Here is a 17982-nt window from a genome sequence, read left to right as displayed (position 1 = left end):
CTCAGTGATAAAAATAGGGCTTCTTTACGTCTATCTTTATATTGTCTCCGTTTTTTACCATTTACGTATTGCTGTTGAGTATTGTCATGCCTGAGTCTCGTACCAATCTGAACCCTAAACCCAAAACCAGCTCTCCTTATTGGGTTGGTTTATTGCTGCGCTATAGCACTTTTGGTGCGGCAATTTTTCTTCTATTAGCTGGTCTTTTACTGACCAATTGGTGGCTAATTGTGATTGGCGGGTTTGGAGTGGCACTGGGTATTTATGACTTGGTTCAATCCAAGCATTCTGTTTTAACCAACTATCCTGTCGCTGGTCATATTCGTTACGTTTTGGAGGATTTTCGTCCTGAGATTCGCCAATATTTGCTAGAAGACGATAAAGAACAAGTACCGTTTTCGCGCCAGCAACGCGCACTTGTCTATCAACGCGCTAAGAATGTCAGCGACACCAATGCCTTTGGTACGCTAGACAATTTATACACGCATGGTAAAGAATGGTTTTTACAGTCAACCGTCAGTCAGCCTTTAGAAAATAAGGATTTTCGTATCATGGTTGGCGGTGAGCGTTGTCAGCAGCCACATGATATGTCGGTCTTTAATATCTCAGCGATGAGTTTTGGGAGCTTATCAGCCAACGCCATTATGGCGCTCAATCAAGGCGCAAAAATTGGTGGATTTACCCATGATACTGGTGAAGGTGCCATTAGCCCTTACCATCGCAAGTTTGGCGGTGATTTGATTTGGGAGCTAGGCACAGGATATTTTGGTTGCCGTGACGACAATGGTAACTTTGATCCAAAATCCTTTGCTGAAAAAGCGGCTGATCCGCAAGTCAAGATGATCGAAATCAAAATGTCACAAGGTGCCAAACCTGGCAAAGGTGGCGTACTACCTGCAGAAAAAATCACTCAAGAGATTGCAGATACTCGTCAAGTGCCGACTGGTCAAGATTGTATCTCACCCTCCTCGCACACCGCTTTTAGCACCCCACGTGAGCTCGTCGCCTTTTGGCAGCAGCTACGTGACTTGTCTGGTGGTAAGCCTGTTGGTTTTAAGCTGTGCGTGGGTCAACCTTGGCAGTTTATGGCAATTGTCAAAGCCATGATAGAGACGGACAACTACCCTGACTTTATTGTCATTGATGGTGCAGAAGGCGGTACTGGCGCCGCCCCCGTTGAGTTTATGGATAACGTCGGCATGCCAATGGTTGAAGGGTTTTTGTTGGTACACAATACGTTAGTTGGTGCCGGCATTCGTGACAAAATCAAACTTGGCGTGAGTGGTAAAATCGTCTCTGGCTTTGATATCGCTCGTATGATTGCACTGGGTGCGGACTGGTGTAACTCAGCGCGCGGCTTTATGTTCGCAGTAGGCTGTATTCAGTCGCGCTCTTGTCACACCAATACCTGTCCAACAGGCGTTGCCACTCAAGACCCCTATCGCCAAAAGGCGCTGGATGTACCAAGTAAAGCCGAACGTGTTGCAAGTTTTCATAAAAACACGCTAAAATCGCTTGCCAGTATCGTCGGCGCAGTCGGTCTACAGCACCCAAGTCAGTTGCAGCCTTATCATATTGCCCGCCGTTTGGATGATGGACAGATCAAGCTATTATCAAAGTATTTTTATTTTACAGACAAAGATGCCCTACTCGATCATAGCGCGCGTGCAGATGTATTCAACCAGATGTGGGTCATGGCAAGTCCTGATAGTTTCCTAGCCAATAACGATGCGCTTATTGCTTACAATAAAGACTCACGAGACAAGGGAAAAGAAACCAGTGCACCGACAGAGCGAAGCATTGCTACTGGTAACTTCGAAAATATCGTCGATGGTGGCAGACTGATCGGTAATGTCAACAATACTTTTCGAGAGTTTCCACCTAACAATGATTAAAAATGATGACGAAACAGTGATCGAGAAGTAATGACTCAACGATGATAAAACGTGATTACTGATCGTTCATTCTATTCTACCTATTACAAAAGATTTTTTATTGATGCCAAGTTTCACCCTTACCTCATCTCGTCCTACTTTGTCTTTAGCTGTCATTGCTCTACTCTCATTTAGTATTAGTGCTTGCCAGCAGACAAGTACTGATGCCCCAAACAGTGATACAAAAAACTGGGCATGTGAGTTACAAGATACTCCTTTCGCCTATGACGCCTGTCATATCCAAGCTGATGCTTTGACCAACGGCGATTACTCATTGCAGTTGTTTTGGCAGCAGCCAAATAGTAACGAGCCTTTGCTTACTTTTGATACATTACTGACGACGTTATCCGCCGATCAAACGCTTAGCTTTGCTGCCAATGCGGGTATGTATAACGAAAAATTTGCACCAATTGGCTATACTGTCATCGAAGGCGAAGAAAAGCGTGCCTTAAACCTCAAAGAAGGCGGCGGCAATTTTCATTTATTGCCGAATGGTGTGCTGTGGTGGAACCAGTCTGGTGAAGTACACATTACGGAAAGCCAAGCCTTTGATAAGCAGCTTAAAAACGACGAAGCAAAGCCGTGGTATGCAACGCAATCTGGCCCAATGCTGGTCATCAATGATAAAATACACCCACAATTTGATCCTAATAGCACCTCACTTAAAATTCGTAATGGTGTAGGCATTTGCAGCGATGGCAGTATCCAATTCGTTAATACAAAAGCGCCTGTCACGTTTTATCAGTTTGCAACGCTATTCAAAGACGAGCTGCATTGCCCCAATGCCCTGTTTTTGGATGGCGGTATTGCCTCAGCATTGTACGCGCCTAGTATTGATGAAGAGGACAAAAAAGAGATGGGTGTAATGATCGGCGTGGTAGCGCCTAAAGACTAATATCGTTTAAATTCAAGAAAAAAGCACTTAACATGATTTCTGTTAAGTGCTTTTTGTTGACTGGTGCAAACGTTTGAGTGGTGTTAGCGTGCCAAATAGTTGGTCATCTCTTCCACGCCATGTAATGTCATGGGATACATCTTATTATCGAACAGTTTTTTAATCTGAACGATGGTTTGGGTATATTGCCAGTAGCTCGGGGTTTCAGGATTGAGCCATGCCACTTTATCAAAATGATTAAGTACGCGCTTTAGCCAGACGATACCTGCTTCACGATTCATATACTCAACGCTACCGCCTACCGTCATCAGCTCATAGGGTGACATCGAAGCATCACCAACGAAAATAACACGATACTCTCGGCCGTATTTGTTGAGTAGCTCAAAGGTCGGCATTGGTGCGCTGTGGCGACGATTATTATCCTTCCACACATAATCATACAGACAGTTGTGAAAGTAAAAAAACTCTAGGGTTTTAAATTCGTTTTTTGCCGCAGAAAACAGCTTCTCAAGCGCCTCAACATGAATATCCATACTACCACCCACATCAAACAACATCAGCACTTTAACGCGATTACGACGCTCGGCCTGCATGTGGATATCCAGCACACCTTTCTTGGCAGTGCGCTTAATAGTCTCATGAATATCCAATTCATCCGCGCTGCCTGTCCGCGCAAATTGCCGCAGGTTGCGCAGTGCCATTTGAATCTGGCGCGTACCAAGCTGATTGTCATCATCAAGATTACGATATTTGCGCTGCTCCCACACCTTTGCTGCACTGCGTTTACGAGATTCACCGCCAACCCGTATACCTTCTGGATGATCCCCATAAGCGCCAAATGGTGACGTACCGCCTGTCCCCACCCATTTACTGCCACCTTGATGCCGCGCTTTTTGTTCTTTTAAACGCTCCTCAAGGGCTTTCATCAATTCTTCAAGCGAGCCGTATTTTTTCAGCAGTCTGCGCTGCTCTTCGGTTAGGTTTTTTGGGTCTAGCTTTAGATCCAGCCACTCTTTTGGCACGTCCGTCAGCTTGGCCAGCAGCGCATCCATATCAAGGCTATCCACTCCTTCAAAATAATCCGCCATTGCCCGATCAAATTTATCAAAATGACGCTCGTCTTTGACCATACACAGCCGAATCAAACGATACATGTCCTCACGGCTGGCAAAGGTAGACAATGCTGGATTTTCAGGATGTGGCTGCATCATTAGCCCTTGATCGAGCGCGGCATTGAGATCTAGCAGCTCACGCGTACTGACAGGCACGCCGTAAGTACGTAGGGTATAAAATAACTTTATGAACATAAGCGACGCACCACTGATTGACGTAAAACAGAAAAAGCATTGAACACTTAGACGCGCTTAACGACGCATCATATTGGCAAAACGCTGTAACAAGCTCACATCGGCTTCATTTTTGAGCAGCGCACCATACAGCGGTGGAATGGACTTTTCACCGCGTAGGTTTTCTTCTAGCTCTTCTTGTGCCATATCATCAGCCAGTAATAACGTTAACCAATCGACCAATTCTGAGGTTGAAGGCGGCTTTTTAAGACCTTGAATATTACGCAGTTTATAAAAGACATCCAATGCGTCATTCACCAGTTTTTCTTGTATATTGGGGAAATGCACCTCAACGATTTGGCGCATGGTTTGCTCTTCTGGAAAATCAATATAATGGAAAAAACAGCGGCGCAAAAACGCATCGGGCAGCTCTTTTTCGTTGTTTGATGTGATAATCACCACTGGGCGCTGCTCGGCAGTAATGGTTTCGCCCGTCTCATAAACATAAAATGACATCTTATCAAGCTCATGTAGTAAGTCATTTGGAAACTCGATATCGGCTTTGTCAATCTCATCAATGAGTAGCACACTGCGCTCGGTGCTAGTGAAGGCATCCCACAGCTTGCCGGGCTTGATATAATTGCCAATCTCATAAACCTTATCATCACCCAACTGAGAATCACGCAAGCGCGATACTGCATCATACTCGTATAAACCCTGCTCCGCTTTGGTCGTCGACTTGATGTGCCAAGTAATCAGGGGCATACCTAAGCTCTCAGCCACCTCTTCTGCTAATAATGTCTTGCCCGTACCCGGCTCACCTTTGATGAGGAGAGGTTTTTGTAACGTCATGGCCGCATTGACTGCCAATTGTAAGTCGTCTGTTGCAATATAATTTTGGGTGCCAGTAAAGGTTTGCTTGCTCATAATCAGATCTCGATTGTTGTTATAGATGAATTATTATAAATGTATGGTTATCAATAAATAGAACTAAAAATTTAATAATGAATAAAAGATAAATTAGATTAGCACAGCCTGACGTATTGCCAAAATACTCGTGCGTTCGCCTTTATGAACAATGATTATATACCTCTAACTACTTATATGATTGGTAACCATTCTGGCATAAAAAAAGACACGCATTGGTGTCTTTTAATTCAGGTATTCAGTAGCTTTTTAGGACGATAATCTTATATTAATACTTAGTCTACTTTTATTATTTATCAGACATATCGCTATCAGTCTTCTTATTTAATGTACTGTCTTTTTCTAGGTTTACGTTAGTATCGGACTGTTCGGTTACGATAGCGCCTTCTGTTAAATAATTACCTGTGGTCAATTGCATCGTCGCTTGCGTGTCTTCTGCCGTACGACTACGAGCTTTGTCCAAGCTTGATTCAAATGCTCCGCGAATCAATTGCCAAATAAAACCAACAAACAAGCCCACCACCAACACCACCAATATCGGCAGCATACTGGTGATCGCGCCCGTGGTGTCTTTCATCATAATGGCATAAACCACGCCAATACTGGCTGGCGCAATCACACTAGGATCACCGATCGCCGTACCGGGCGCTAACAATACCGCAAACAGCATCATCCAACTCATGCCACCCAATGGTCGTGGCAGCATACGAGCAACTAACAACCACAGTACCAACACGATAATGACACCGCCAAGATACGCATACATGGGTAAATCAGCGGGCGGTACGTCTTTTACCAGCTGTCCCCACCAAATAGTAATTTCGCCGAGAATATCACTGATGGCTTCTAATGGTAAGCTGTGTACGATATTTTTTAACCAGTCCATGCGCGTTTTATTACCTGCATTTATAAATGGTGCCACACGTTTTTGCGTTTAGCCGTCTATGATACCTTCTGCCGTACTATCGATAAATACTATTAGTAAATACCATCAGTAAGATCGAATATATCCCCAGCCTGCACCCTTAATAGAGCGCTAGTTTATCACGACTTTTGACCCAAATGCATGTGACCGTATGTTTCATAGACGTTTTCGCATCTACTTTTGGATAGTCTGCTTTTGAATAATCAGTTTAAGCCCAGGTTCAAAACGCTATCGCGGTAAACGTCTGAAAACGCCATTAATCGTAAATATTATCTTGTGCTTCACGCGCCCGCAGTTCTGCTTGGCGACGCATCACGTCTTGTGGTGGCATCTGCACAAAATACCCTTGCGATTGTAATTTTGCTAATACTTCTTCTTTATTCACACGAGCAAGGGATGGCGTAGTCGCCAAATCCAAATGCATCACAAACTGGCTGCGCCCTAGGCTTGCACGGAAATCTTTTGGCAACACACCGAGCCAATCTTTTAGCTCTTCGGTATCGTCTGGATAATCAGGACGCGCAATGTAGACGTACATGTCATCGTGTTTAGAGAATTTATAAATATCGCAATGCATAAAAATGACCTATCAGAAACTATCGTCATAGGTTAGCATATTTTAGGCAGTTATCAGTAGTTGCTTTCGGTATTTGCGCAGCGATACATCACGCAAAACCCCTTTAAAATTGACAACTTGCAACGGTAAAAATATTTTTCTTGAGGGATGCATTTTAAAAAACAATCAGCATAAACATCAGCATTTTTTAAAATTATCTATTTTAATGCTACAGATGGCTTGTAAAAGCGCTGTGAACCTTTCATAATAAAAGCGTTTTTCAGGAGAGCGTTATAGGCTCAGATTTTGTATCAAACCCTATTGGTGATACAAACTGACGACTACCGTATAACCACCGAAGGCGCATCTACCCTGCCAATCGCTCAGGTAAAAGGACTGAAAAACACATGTCATTATTGTTTTGTGAAATGTCGCCAACCGCGCATCACACTTGCAAACAAAAGACATAACAAATCTGGAGAGTGGTAAGAGCCGACGACGCCTTACCCACCGAAGGGGAGAAAACGCGACATCCGCTTATTTGGGTTTAAGAAGCTCATGCTTCAAAACCGGCGATGATGGTTCGTGTTGAAAATCTCAGGTCACAGGACAGATAGGGCTTTTGCTTAAACCGACGTTCAGCGTCTGTTTGGCTCACGGCTTCATCTATATTTTCTGTACCACCCTTTGATGTGATATTTGCACCCTGCACTATTGCCTCTCACTACTATGATAATGCGCATCAGTCATTGTACTTATAATCGAGTATGACTGATGTACACATAAGGATTTGTTATGACCGATATTCAAAACGACAATTCTCAAAACGTTCAAGCTCAAGCACCACAACGCACTCCTCTTTATCAGTCTCACGTCAATAGTGAAGGCAAGATGGTGGATTTTTCTGGTTGGGAATTGCCCATTCATTACGGTTCACAGATTGAAGAGCACGACGCTGTCCGTACCGATGCTGGTATGTTTGATGTCTCCCATATGGTTGTCACCGATATCAAAGGCGCGAACACCAAAGCATGGTTACAAAAACTACTGGCTAATGACGTCGATAAATTAAAAACGACGGGGAAAGCGCTTTATTCTGGCATGCTCAATGAAGAAGGCGGTGTCATCGATGATTTGATCGTCTATCTGATGAATGATGATGCAACTGAATATCGTATTGTCTCAAATGCGGCAACACGTGACAAAGACATGGCGCAGTTCCATAAAGTCGCTGAAGGCTTTGAGATTACCATTACTGAGCGTCCAGAGCTTGCCATGCTCGCTGTGCAAGGACCAAATGCTATTGAAAAGCTGTCACAAGCCAAACCGAGCTGGGCAGATACCTTGGCAGGACTGAAACCCTTTGTTGGTGCTGACTTGACAGACATCGAAGGCACTGATTGGTTCGTCGCACGTACGGGCTATACAGGCGAAGATGGCGTCGAAGTCATTATGCATGGCGATGATGCACCAGCGTTTTTTGAGCAATTAAAAACCAATGGCATCAAACCTGCTGGCCTTGGTGCGCGTGACACGCTACGTATGGAAGCGGGCATGAACCTATATGGTCATGACATGGACGAAACCATCAGTCCTTATGAATGCAACATGGGTTGGACGCTTGCGCTAAAAGATGATCGTGATTTTATCGGCCGCGCAGCCTTAGTCAGCAAACGCAAGCAAGCAAAAGACGACAACACGGCGATGAAACAAGTTGGCTTGTTATTGACGACTCGTGGTGTATTGCGTGAAGGCATGACAGTGACTATCAATCAAGGCACAGACAATGAACAGACCGGTATCATCACCAGCGGTACATTCTCTCCTAGTCTAAAAAACTCCATTGCTATTGCCCGTGTACCTGCCAGCATATCAGATGACGATAGCGTGCAAGTCGATCTACGCGGCAAAGGCAAATTCGTTGATGTACGCGTTCTTAAGCTGCCATTTGTTCGTAATGGCAAACAGCAATTTGACTCATAAGCATCATAAACTCTATTATTAGCCTGCATTAGCTAGTGTTCACTATTTTTGTTAATTAACCTCTATCATTTAGGAGAGAGACCATGAGCAATATCCCAGCAGAATTAAAGTATATCGCCAGCCACGAATGGCTACGCTTAGAAGACGACGGCACCATCACCGTTGGTATCACTGACCATGCTCAAGACTTGTTAGGTGACGTGGTGTTTGTTGAATTACCAGACGTGGGTGACATCATCGCTGTTGATGATGAAATCTCAGTGGTCGAATCTGTAAAAGCAGCTTCTGACGTTTATGCACCCATTTCAGGTGAAGTGGTTGAGATCAACGAAGCCTTGGAAGATGATCCAGAAATCATCAACTCTGATCCATATGGTGCTGGTTGGTTCTTCAGAATCAAGCCTGACAACATCGCTGATTATGAAGCACTAATGACAGCAGATGAGTACGAAAACGAGCTGTAATATTCGCTTGGTTCGCTCATCTAAAAGCGGTACTGATCAAGTATCGCTTTTATCGAGCAAAAAATAGATTTTATCACTATCTCTTAAAATTATGGGTACTAGCATCAGCTGGTATCTGTACTGTTTTATTTAAAAAATGATTGCTCAACGTATTACTTTCAATAACTACCCCGTTTATTCGTATTAATCACTTGCCACACTATATGATTGCAGATTTGCAAAATTATTAAATAGCTGCAATCGATGATGACTCAAGTTGAGTACCCAATCCCCAGCATGGATCCTAATATGAACCCCAACACTGACCATAAAGACAGTATTGCTACCCCTAGCCACACGCCGCAATTACAAGCGTTTCGTGAAGTGGTTGAGTCGCGCCGTTCAGTACGTCGTTTTACGGGCACGCCAATACCGGATGACGTATTAGCAGACTGTCTACGTCTGGCTATGTTAGCGCCAAACTCTAGCAACCTACAGCCATGGGAATTCTATGTTATTGATAGTGCTGATAGCCGTAAGCAGGCCGTGAAAAACTGCATGAATCAAAATGCGGCAAAAACCTCAGCTCGCCTCATCGCTGTCGTGGCTCGTACCGATATTTGGCACGACCATGCCAAGCAAATATTGCGTGAATATCCCGATAAACCTGTGCCAAAAAAGGTAAAAGACTACTATACCAAAGTGGTAGCGATGGATTTTTTACGAGGTCCAGCCAATGTCGTATCCGCCGCAAAATGGGGTGCAACTCAGGTCGTCAGACGCGTAAAAGGCCCCATCAAATCGCCTTATTATACATTTGAAGACACCAAAAACTGGGCAACCAACAATACAGCACTGGCGGCTCAAAACCTTATGTTAGCACTGCGCGCATATGGATTTGACAGCTGTGCCATGGGCGGCTTTGATGAGCCAGCTATGAAGCAGCTATTGGGTCTAAATGACGATCAACATATTATTATGATGATTGGTGCCGGCGAGCGTGCCGACAATGGTGTCTACAATACCCAATTTCGTTTTGATCAAGACCAATTCGTGCACTATGTATAGTGTATGAGACCGTGATTTTTAGTTACTTTATTTATTACTCCCTTAACCAAGGACTGTCATGACTATCTCTCAAAACCCTACGTTTGATACCTTTCAAGGATTATTTAACGAAGCTGAATTTGTCTATCGCCACTTAGGCTCAAATGACACCAAACAAGCTGATTTGCTAAGCGCGGTTGGCTACAAGGATATGGAAAGCTTCATCAACGATACCGTCCCTGAGCCAGTGCGTTTGCATAAAGCGTTGGATTTGCCAGTGGCAATGAGTGAACATGCAGCGCTTGCCAAACTGCGGACGATGGCGGACGACATTACCGTTAATAAGAGCTATATCGGTCAAGGCTACTCACCTGTACGTATGCCTGCGGTCATTCAGCGCAACGTACTTGAAAATCCAGGCTGGTATACCGCTTATACCCCTTATCAAGCTGAAATCGCGCAAGGTCGCTTAGAAGCGCTGCTCAACTTCCAGCAAGTATGTATTGATTTGACGGGTCTTGAGATGGCTGGTGCATCATTATTGGACGAAGCCACGGCAGCGGCAGAAGCCATGGCAATGTCAAAGCGTGTGAGCAAAAGCAAATCAACACAGTTTTTCGTTGATGAGCGTGTGTATCCGCAAACGCTAGATGTTATCAATACTCGCGCCAAGTACTTCGGTTGGGACGTGGTCGTTGGTGACTTTGAGACTGCCAAATCAGGTGATTATTTTGGTGCGCTATTCCAGTATGTGGGCGCTGAAGGCGATGTAAAAGACCTAACAGAGGTCATCGCAGCGGTAAAAGAAAACAAGACGTATGTCAGTGTGGTCAGTGACATCATGAGCTTGGTATTATTAAAATCGCCAGCAGACATGGGCGCAGATGTGGCACTTGGTAGCACACAGCGTTTTGGTATTCCAATGGGCTTTGGTGGTCCACATGCCGCTTATTTTGCCTTCTCTGATAAAGCCAAGCGCTCTGCTCCTGGTCGTATCATTGGTGTCTCAAAAGACGCGCAAGGTAATACGGCGCTACGCATGGCACTGCAAACCCGTGAGCAGCACATCCGCCGCGAAAAAGCCAACTCAAACATCTGTACCTCGCAAGTATTACTTGCCAATTTAGCAGGCATGTATGCTGTGTATCATGGCCCAGAAGGCGTTAAGCGTATTGCGACTCGTATTCATGCGTTTGCCACTGCTTTTGCGGCAGTTATCAAAGAAACGAATGATAGCGGCCTCAATGTGGTACATGATCAGTTCTTTGACACGGTTGTTGTGGATTGCGGTTCAGAAAAGCTAGCCACACAAATTTTTGAAAATGCGGACAACCTTGGTTACAACTTATGGCGTTTGGGCGAGCAAAAATTGGCTGTCGCTTTCAGTGAAACCAGTGATCAGCAAGACTTTACAGTGTTAACGCAGTTATTTGTCAGTAAAGCCCACGATTTACCTGAAACAGCTAACGTGTCTCTTGATAGCGAACACCTACGCACTGACGATATCTTGACTCATCCAGTCTTTAACTCGCATCATACTGAGCATGAAATGCTGCGCTACTTAAAATCGCTTGAAGACAAAGATTTGGCGATGAATCGCAGTATGATTTCACTCGGTAGCTGTACTATGAAGCTCAATGCGACCAGTGAGATGCTACCGATCACGTGGCCTGAATTTGCCAATGTGCATCCTTTTGCACCGCGCGATCAAGTGACTGGTTATATCGCAATGATTGATAGCTTACAAGACCAGCTAAAAGCCATTACTGGGTTTGACGATGTATCAATGCAACCTAACTCTGGTGCCTCTGGTGAGTATGCCGGTCTACTCGCGATTCGCCGTTATCATGAGTCATTGGGCGAAATCAACCGTGATGTTTGCTTGATTCCTATGTCAGCGCACGGCACTAACCCTGCTACTGCGATGATGATGGGCATGCAAGTGGTCGTGGTCAAAACCGATGATAATGGCAACGTTGACATCGAAGACTTAACCGCCAAATGTGAAGAGCACAGCGAGCGTTTGGGTGCATTAATGATCACTTATCCATCGACGCACGGCGTATTTGAAGAAGGCATCCGTCATATTTGCGACCTTATTCATAAACATGGTGGCCAAGTCTATATGGATGGTGCCAACATGAATGCTCAAGTCGGTATGATGCAACCTGCGGATGTCGGTGCAGACGTCCTACACATGAACTTGCACAAAACCTTCTGTATCCCGCATGGTGGCGGTGGTCCAGGTATGGGACCTATTGGTATGAAAGCACACTTAGCGCCATTTATGGCCAACCATACGCTAAGCCCTGTGCATAACGCGCAAAAAGACTGCTCAGCGGTATCGGCTGCTCCTTATGGCTCAGCAAGCATTTTGCCTATCTCATGGATGTATATTGCCATGATGGGACGTGATGGCTTACTTAAAGCCACTGAGCTTGCCTTGCTAAATGCCAACTACGTGGCGGCTGAGTTAAAAGGTCACTACCCTGTCCTATATACCGGTAAAAACGGCCGCGTGGCTCACGAATGTATCATCGATATTCGTCCGTTAAAAGAAGAAACTGGCATTACCGAAAGCGATATCGCCAAGCGCTTGATGGATTATGGTTTCCACTCACCAACGATGAGTTTCCCAGTCGCAGGCACATTGATGATTGAGCCAACCGAGTCTGAGTCTAAAGAAGAGTTGGATCGCTTTATCAGCGCGCTAAAGTCTATCAAAGCGGAAGCCATGAAAGCTAAAGCTGGCGAAGACAATTGGACGCTCGAAGACAATCCATTGGTCAATGCACCGCATACTGCCGCTATGATTACTAGCGAAGAGTGGACGCACCCGTACAGCCGTGAGACTGCTGCCTTCCCACTGCCTTACATCCGTGCCAACAAGTTCTGGCCGAGTGTGGCACGTGTTGATGATGCGTATGGCGATAAAAACCTTATGTGTTCTTGCCCAAGTATCGAAAACTATATGTAATCATCGTTTTCATTATTTGCACATTTTTTGTCTAAAAAACCGCCAAGTCAGTTACTGATTTGGCGGTTTTGTTTTGCAGGTCTTTTCTATTTATTAAAGAAACCATATCTTTAGTATTTAAATATAGTATCAGAGTCCAATATAATAGCGATACGCCTTCAGTTAATCTGGAAAACACCATGCCACAAAAAAACCGCGTTATTCTAATACATGGACTGCATCAAACACCTTGGATTATGAAAAAACTTGCTAGACGTTTGCAGTCTGAAGGGTTTGATACTTATCAATACGGCTACCGAAGTCTGCGTGATGGTATCAAGGTAAACAGTGCACAACTTAATGAATGGTTAGAGCAAAATCATCATCCTGACGAGGCGATAGATTTGGTTGGGCATAGTTTGGGCGGTTTGATTATTAGGGATTTTGTCGCACACTACTCTAAGTGGCAAATTGGACATTGCGTCACGCTAGGGACACCGCATGTGGGTAGCGTTTGTGCCGATTATATTTGGCGATTAACACCTTTCATGGTAGGACGCTCATACACTGACGCGTTAGATGGTACTGTAGCGCCTTTACCTGATCATATCACGCTTGGTGTGATTGCTGGCAACCACCCTTACGGTTTAGGGCAAGTGTTTTTACACTATCACAATCGTAAACTACGTAAACAAGGCACATCCTTGCTATCTGATGCTTGCGCTCATGACGGCACCGTCTATGTCTCTGAAACCAAAGTTGAAGGCGCAAGCGATCATATCGTCTTACCAGTGTCACATACTGGTATGCTGGTTAACCAGCAAGTGGCTGAACAGACCTGCTGTTTTTTAGAGCATGGCCAATTCAACCATGAATTGCTTAATGTATAAATATCATACAACTCTTTAAACTCGAATACCCATGCCTTGCTGCAACTCAGTCTTATGCTTTTCAATAACCGGAATCAACGTATTCACTACCCAATCATGACGCCAGCCCTTTAACCCTTGCGGCAACTCGCTTATGTCTTGGTCAAAAGCAATCACTTCATACAACTGACTGAGCCACTTTTTACGCATCAATACATTCGCAGGAATTTTAAGGGATTTGGCATGTTCATCAATGGCGTGTTGCACGGCTTTTGAAAGGGCTTTGTTCTTTGAGCGATAAGGTGGCAATAAACAAGCTGGATGCTCAGCAGGTGGTAGACTTCTCGCCTCTCTTACTATCTTGAGCAACTCTTCGCCATATAGTCGCAGCATACTGCGGTGCATCGTGGTTTTATGCGCAAGCTCTCGCATACTATTCGGCTTTTCCGTGACGATCTCACGTACTGCTTGTTTTTTTATGACAAAAGTACGTGGCTGATTGGTCGAACGTGCCAACCCCTCTCGCCAAGTGGCAATCGCTTTTAGGATGGCCATTTGCTCTGAGGTATAGCGATAGTCTGCCATCGATAGATACATGGCATCATCTTCGACATGCTGAGCCTCATATAGGTCACTGGCATAAAGCTGACAGTCAGCCCACACATAGTCATAAAGACCTTGCGCTTTTAGCTTGTCCTCGATCTGCAAGTACAAGGCTGGTAAAAACCGCACATCATCAATCGCATACTTTTCTTGCTCATCGGATAACGGACGCTGCAACCAATCCGATTGACTTTGTTCTTTATCAATGTGTATCTCTAACTGATCCGCCAACGCTTGCTGATAGCCCATTTGCAATTGACCCGTCAAATAAGACAGTGCAATCTGCGTATCAAAAATGTTGGTCAATGGCGGACAACCAGACAAGAGATAAAAAATACCCAAGTCTTCCCCGCACGCATGCCAAATGGCAACGTCAACGTCACTTAGTGCTTGCCAAAGCTCAGCCAATTGCAGCTGCGGCGCATCCAATAAGTAGATATGATCGCCCGTATTTAATTGCACCAGTGCCAAACGTGGATAATAGGTATCGCGCTTAATAAACTCTGTATCTAATGCTACGCGACCACAAATCGCCAATGCTTTAATAACCTCATCAAGTTGATGCTGCTCACGTACCCAAGTTACGGCAGCATCGTTAGCAGTCTCTAACAATGCATCGATGTCTATGCCTGAGGATGAAGATACTGAATGGTTCGCTAAGACATCCTCAGTCACGAGATCATCGGTAGCATTTTGTTGAGGGTTTGAAACGTTCACAGCATGATTGGACACGGGCAGATACCTGCATAAATAGAAGAAAATAAAACACTTAACTTAATAGCATTTTAAGAAAATAGAATAAAGGATAACGTCATTATAACTGTAGTTTGCTATAAAATAAGCCAGATTTATTTTATAGCAAACTTAGATTTTATAAAAAGGAGCGGTTCTGCATGGCTTGACCAAGCGTCATACTATCAAGATACTCAAGCTCCCCGCCCATCGGTACACCTTGTGCTAAGCGGGTAATTTTATTGACGTGGCGTCCGACCGCTTCACTGATGAAATGCGCCGTGGTTTGTCCTTCAACAGTGGTGCCTGTGGCCAAAATCAGCTCTTCAACTGGCTCTTGCTTAACCCGCCAAACCAGTTGATCAATATTTAAGTCATCCGCACTGATACCGTCGATGGGTGATAAATGACCGCCCAACACAAAATAGCGACCACGATAGCCTGCGGTTTGCTCAATTGCCATGACATCGGCTGCCGTTTCGACCACGCACAGCAGACCATCATCACGCCTAGGGTCTTGGCAGAGTGGACACACCGCTTCATCGCTAAAACTATGACAACGCTGGCATTCAACGATATCACGCATTGCTTCGTCTAAGGCCTGAGCCAGTGCCATGCCTTGGGGGCGTTTTTTGGTGAGCAAATGCAGCGCCATACGTTGGGCACTCTTTTGGCCCACACCCGGCAACACACGTAGCTGTTTGACCAGCAAATCAAATTTGGCTGTCAGCAAAGTTACTTCCTTTATTTGTAAACCATAGCTATAAAAATGGGGTCGTATCGTATCGATAACAACCCCATTTTGTCTTTAGCATGAAGTATTTAACGCTTAAAACATGCCTTGCATCCCTGGTGGTAGACCCATACCTGAGGTCGCGCCTGCCATGGTTTCTTCGTATAGCTCATCCGCTTGACGAACTGCGTCATTGATAGCAGCCGCGATCAAATCTTCGATCATGTCTGGCTCATCTTCTAGCAAGCTTGGATCAATGGTCAAGCGCTTGACCACATGACGACCGGTCATGGTCACTTTTACCAGACCACTGCCTGCTTCTGCTTGTACTTCTTTGTTGGCCAGCTCTTTTTTGGCATTCTCAACGTTTGCTTCCACTTTCTTTTGCATGGTTTGCGCTTGTTGCATTAATGCTTGAATATTCATAGTTGCCTCTTTCTTTTATAGTAATAAGTAATGATTAATATAGTCGATTCAATATAAAAACATACAGTGAGACTAGCGCAAATTTTTTGTAGCCTTTATTTGTCGTCTCTGTCAGTAAAAACACAGCAAGCAAAAAATTGTCGCAGTCACGCACTATAATGCTTAGTATGTATTCTGTTTAATATTGACTATAACGTAACGTGCATGCGCTGACAGTGATTATACCGTTATCTTTATAAACTGTCTAAACCGCGCGCCAAATCTTTGATAATATCTTCTACATCTTCTAAACCGACTGACAGACGAATCAAGCCATCGTTGACGCCAGCCTCTGCACGCTCTTGCGCCGTGAGACGAAAATGCGTGGTCGTCGCCGGATGTGTGATTGTAGTTTTGGCATCGCCCAAGTTATTGGTGATAGAAACCATTTGTGTGGAATCAATCACATGCCAAGCAGCGGCTTTCGCATCGCGGTCATCTGACGCTTTAACTTCAAAGCCCATGATAGCCCCATAGCCATCTTTCATATGATGTTGATGGGTTGCCAGCTCATGTGCTGGATGATCGCTAAGGCCAGAAAAATGCACTTTACTGACATTGGGATGATCGACCAAAAACGCTGCTACTTGATTGGCATTGTGACAATGTGCCTGCATACGCAATTTTAGTGTCTCAAGACCTTTGGTAAAGACCCAAGCATTAAATGGACTCATGCTAATACCGCCTGAGCGTACCACTGTAAAGGCTTCTTGCATTAGCTTGTCGCTACCGACCAAAGCACCACCCAATACTCGACCCTGACCATCTAAGTATTTAGTTGCAGAGTGAATGACCACATCAGCACCCAAATCTAGAGGACGCTGCAATGCTGGTGTGGCAAAGCAGTTATCCACGACCAATAATATGTCATTGGCTTTGCATAGCTCGCTCAAATAACCAAGATCACAAATTTGCGCCAGCGGATTACTTGGGCTTTCACAATAGATCACTTTGGTATTTGGCTGGAGTGCTTTTGCCCACGCGTCATTATCGAAACAATCGACATAGCTGACCTCAACCCCGTATTTGACCATATAGTTGTTAAACAGCCCGATAGATGAGCCAAAGAGCTGATTGGCGGCCAACAAATGATCGCCCGCTTTTAGGTAGGCTAAGCACATGGTCAAAATTGCACCCATGCCCGATGCGGTCGCTACGGCTCGCTCACCATTTTCGAGCGCAGCCAAACGCCGCTCAAAGGTACGAACGCTTGGATTGGTGTGGCGTGAATAGACGTTGCCCGTTTTGGTACCATCAAAGTGTGCTGCTGCATCAGCCGCGGATTGATAGACATAAGAGCTGGTGGTAAAAATAGGTTCTGAGTGTTCGCCTTCATCCGTGCGATGTTGCCCTGCTCGTACAGCAATGGTTTGCATGCCATAATCAAGCCCTAAATCTAAGGCATCATTGCGCCAGTTTGGATCTAATGGGTTCACATTGCTCTCATCATAGGTTTGCGACTGACTCATAAATATTCCATTGCTTTGATTGGTATTGATTTGATTAATATTAAAAAGACTGTTTATTTTTTGATTATTGGCCAACGTACCAGCATTATCATATCATGTTGACTTATTCTAAATAGCAAGCTCGTAAATGAGTGGATGAATCTTATAAAAATAACGTAT

General features: G+C 44.7%; 15 protein-coding genes and 2 riboswitches. Of the genes, 7 read left to right on the top strand and 8 right to left on the bottom strand.

Going from position 1 to position 17982, the window contains the following annotated elements:
- Positions 1-86: 86 nt before the first annotated feature.
- Together FW759_RS05485 and FW759_RS05480 are read left to right on the top strand one after the other, a co-directional pair.
- Positions 87-1895: an FMN-binding glutamate synthase family protein gene (locus FW759_RS05485; protein WP_062845962.1), complete on the top strand. Its 1809-nt coding sequence runs from the start codon at positions 87-89 to the stop codon at positions 1893-1895.
- 103 nt (positions 1896-1998) lie between these two features.
- On the top strand, positions 1999-2829 hold the full coding sequence (locus FW759_RS05480) for a phosphodiester glycosidase family protein (RefSeq protein WP_446442394.1): 831 nt from the start codon (positions 1999-2001) through the stop codon (positions 2827-2829).
- An 83-nt stretch (positions 2830-2912) separates the two neighbouring features.
- Here FW759_RS05480 and FW759_RS05475 read toward each other — a convergent pair whose 3' ends face one another.
- The 4 genes from FW759_RS05475 to FW759_RS05460 form a co-directional block, all read right to left on the bottom strand.
- The gene (locus FW759_RS05475; RefSeq protein ID WP_062844932.1) at positions 2913-4136 is read right to left on the bottom strand and encodes a vWA domain-containing protein; all 1224 of its coding nucleotides are present in this window, start codon (positions 4134-4136) and stop codon (positions 2913-2915) included.
- Between the two features lie 57 nt (positions 4137-4193).
- Positions 4194-5042: an AAA family ATPase gene (locus FW759_RS05470; RefSeq protein ID WP_084387317.1), complete on the bottom strand. Its 849-nt coding sequence runs from the start codon at positions 5040-5042 to the stop codon at positions 4194-4196.
- 289 nt (positions 5043-5331) lie between these two features.
- The gene (locus FW759_RS05465) at positions 5332-5964 is read right to left on the bottom strand and encodes a hypothetical protein (protein ID WP_228139848.1); all 633 of its coding nucleotides are present in this window, start codon (positions 5962-5964) and stop codon (positions 5332-5334) included.
- Between the two features lie 259 nt (positions 5965-6223).
- Positions 6224-6544, bottom strand: coding sequence for a YcgL domain-containing protein (locus FW759_RS05460; RefSeq protein WP_062844934.1), 321 nt, complete (start codon positions 6542-6544; stop codon positions 6224-6226).
- 250 nt (positions 6545-6794) lie between these two features.
- Positions 6795-6932: riboswitch (glycine riboswitch) on the top strand.
- A gap of 56 nt (positions 6933-6988) precedes the next feature.
- A riboswitch (glycine riboswitch) is annotated at positions 6989-7146 on the top strand.
- A gap of 172 nt (positions 7147-7318) precedes the next feature.
- Here FW759_RS05460 and gcvT point away from each other — a divergent pair.
- The 5 genes from gcvT to FW759_RS05435 all read left to right on the top strand — a co-directional run bounded on the left by gcvT (position 7319) and on the right by FW759_RS05435 (position 13842).
- On the top strand, positions 7319-8506 hold the full coding sequence (gene gcvT, locus FW759_RS05455; protein WP_062844935.1) for a glycine cleavage system aminomethyltransferase GcvT: 1188 nt from the start codon (positions 7319-7321) through the stop codon (positions 8504-8506).
- Positions 8507-8589: 83 nt separating this feature from the next.
- On the top strand, positions 8590-8970 hold the full coding sequence (gene gcvH, locus FW759_RS05450; RefSeq protein WP_062844936.1) for a glycine cleavage system protein GcvH: 381 nt from the start codon (positions 8590-8592) through the stop codon (positions 8968-8970).
- Between the two features lie 288 nt (positions 8971-9258).
- Complete coding sequence (locus tag FW759_RS05445; protein ID WP_208855344.1) at positions 9259-10017, top strand: nitroreductase family protein; 759 nt, start codon at positions 9259-9261, stop codon at positions 10015-10017.
- Positions 10018-10075: 58 nt separating this feature from the next.
- The gene (gcvP, locus tag FW759_RS05440; protein WP_062844938.1) at positions 10076-12973 is read left to right on the top strand and encodes an aminomethyl-transferring glycine dehydrogenase; all 2898 of its coding nucleotides are present in this window, start codon (positions 10076-10078) and stop codon (positions 12971-12973) included.
- Between the two features lie 179 nt (positions 12974-13152).
- Entirely contained in the window at positions 13153-13842 is a 690-nt protein-coding gene (locus FW759_RS05435; protein WP_062844939.1) for a lipase family alpha/beta hydrolase, read from the top strand.
- A gap of 15 nt (positions 13843-13857) precedes the next feature.
- Here FW759_RS05435 and FW759_RS05430 read toward each other — a convergent pair whose 3' ends face one another.
- The 4 genes from FW759_RS05430 to FW759_RS05415 form a co-directional block, all read right to left on the bottom strand.
- On the bottom strand, positions 13858-15156 hold the full coding sequence (locus tag FW759_RS05430) for a ribonuclease D (RefSeq protein WP_084387318.1): 1299 nt from the start codon (positions 15154-15156) through the stop codon (positions 13858-13860).
- A gap of 139 nt (positions 15157-15295) precedes the next feature.
- Entirely contained in the window at positions 15296-15889 is a 594-nt protein-coding gene (recR, locus tag FW759_RS05425; RefSeq protein ID WP_062844940.1) for a recombination mediator RecR, read from the bottom strand.
- 96 nt (positions 15890-15985) lie between these two features.
- Positions 15986-16315 carry a YbaB/EbfC family nucleoid-associated protein gene (locus tag FW759_RS05420; protein ID WP_025651278.1) on the bottom strand — a complete coding sequence of 110 codons (330 nt, stop codon included), beginning with the start codon at positions 16313-16315 and terminating at the stop codon, positions 15986-15988.
- Positions 16316-16548: 233 nt separating this feature from the next.
- Positions 16549-17823 (bottom strand): O-succinylhomoserine sulfhydrylase, encoded by a 1275-nt coding sequence (locus FW759_RS05415; RefSeq protein ID WP_062844941.1) that lies wholly within the window; start codon positions 17821-17823, stop codon positions 16549-16551.
- Between the last annotated feature and the right edge of the window lie 159 nt (positions 17824-17982).

This window comes from Psychrobacter sp. 1176_08 (genome assembly GCF_052850615.1).
Note: the sequence above shows the minus strand (reverse complement) of the source record. Positions and strands in the feature narration are given on the sequence as shown.

What these genes read in the sequence shown, in the direction of transcription:
- FW759_RS05485 (WP_062845962.1), top strand. Translation starts at nt 87, where the DNA reads ATGCCTGAGTCTCGTACCAATCTGAACCCTAAACCCAAAACCAGCTCT.
- FW759_RS05480 (WP_446442394.1), top strand. Translation starts at nt 1,999, where the DNA reads ATGCCAAGTTTCACCCTTACCTCATCTCGTCCTACTTTGTCTTTAGCT.
- FW759_RS05475 (WP_062844932.1), bottom strand. Translation starts at nt 4,136, where the DNA reads ATGTTCATAAAGTTATTTTATACCCTACGTACTTACGGCGTGCCTGTC.
- FW759_RS05470 (WP_084387317.1), bottom strand. Translation starts at nt 5,042, where the DNA reads ATGAGCAAGCAAACCTTTACTGGCACCCAAAATTATATTGCAACAGAC.
- FW759_RS05460 (WP_062844934.1), bottom strand. Translation starts at nt 6,544, where the DNA reads ATGCATTGCGATATTTATAAATTCTCTAAACACGATGACATGTACGTC.
- gcvT (WP_062844935.1), top strand. Translation starts at nt 7,319, where the DNA reads ATGACCGATATTCAAAACGACAATTCTCAAAACGTTCAAGCTCAAGCA.
- gcvH (WP_062844936.1), top strand. Translation starts at nt 8,590, where the DNA reads ATGAGCAATATCCCAGCAGAATTAAAGTATATCGCCAGCCACGAATGG.
- FW759_RS05445 (WP_208855344.1), top strand. Translation starts at nt 9,259, where the DNA reads ATGAACCCCAACACTGACCATAAAGACAGTATTGCTACCCCTAGCCAC.
- gcvP (WP_062844938.1), top strand. Translation starts at nt 10,076, where the DNA reads ATGACTATCTCTCAAAACCCTACGTTTGATACCTTTCAAGGATTATTT.
- FW759_RS05435 (WP_062844939.1), top strand. Translation starts at nt 13,153, where the DNA reads ATGCCACAAAAAAACCGCGTTATTCTAATACATGGACTGCATCAAACA.
- FW759_RS05420 (WP_025651278.1), bottom strand. Translation starts at nt 16,315, where the DNA reads ATGAATATTCAAGCATTAATGCAACAAGCGCAAACCATGCAAAAGAAA.
- FW759_RS05415 (WP_062844941.1), bottom strand. Translation starts at nt 17,823, where the DNA reads ATGAGTCAGTCGCAAACCTATGATGAGAGCAATGTGAACCCATTAGAT.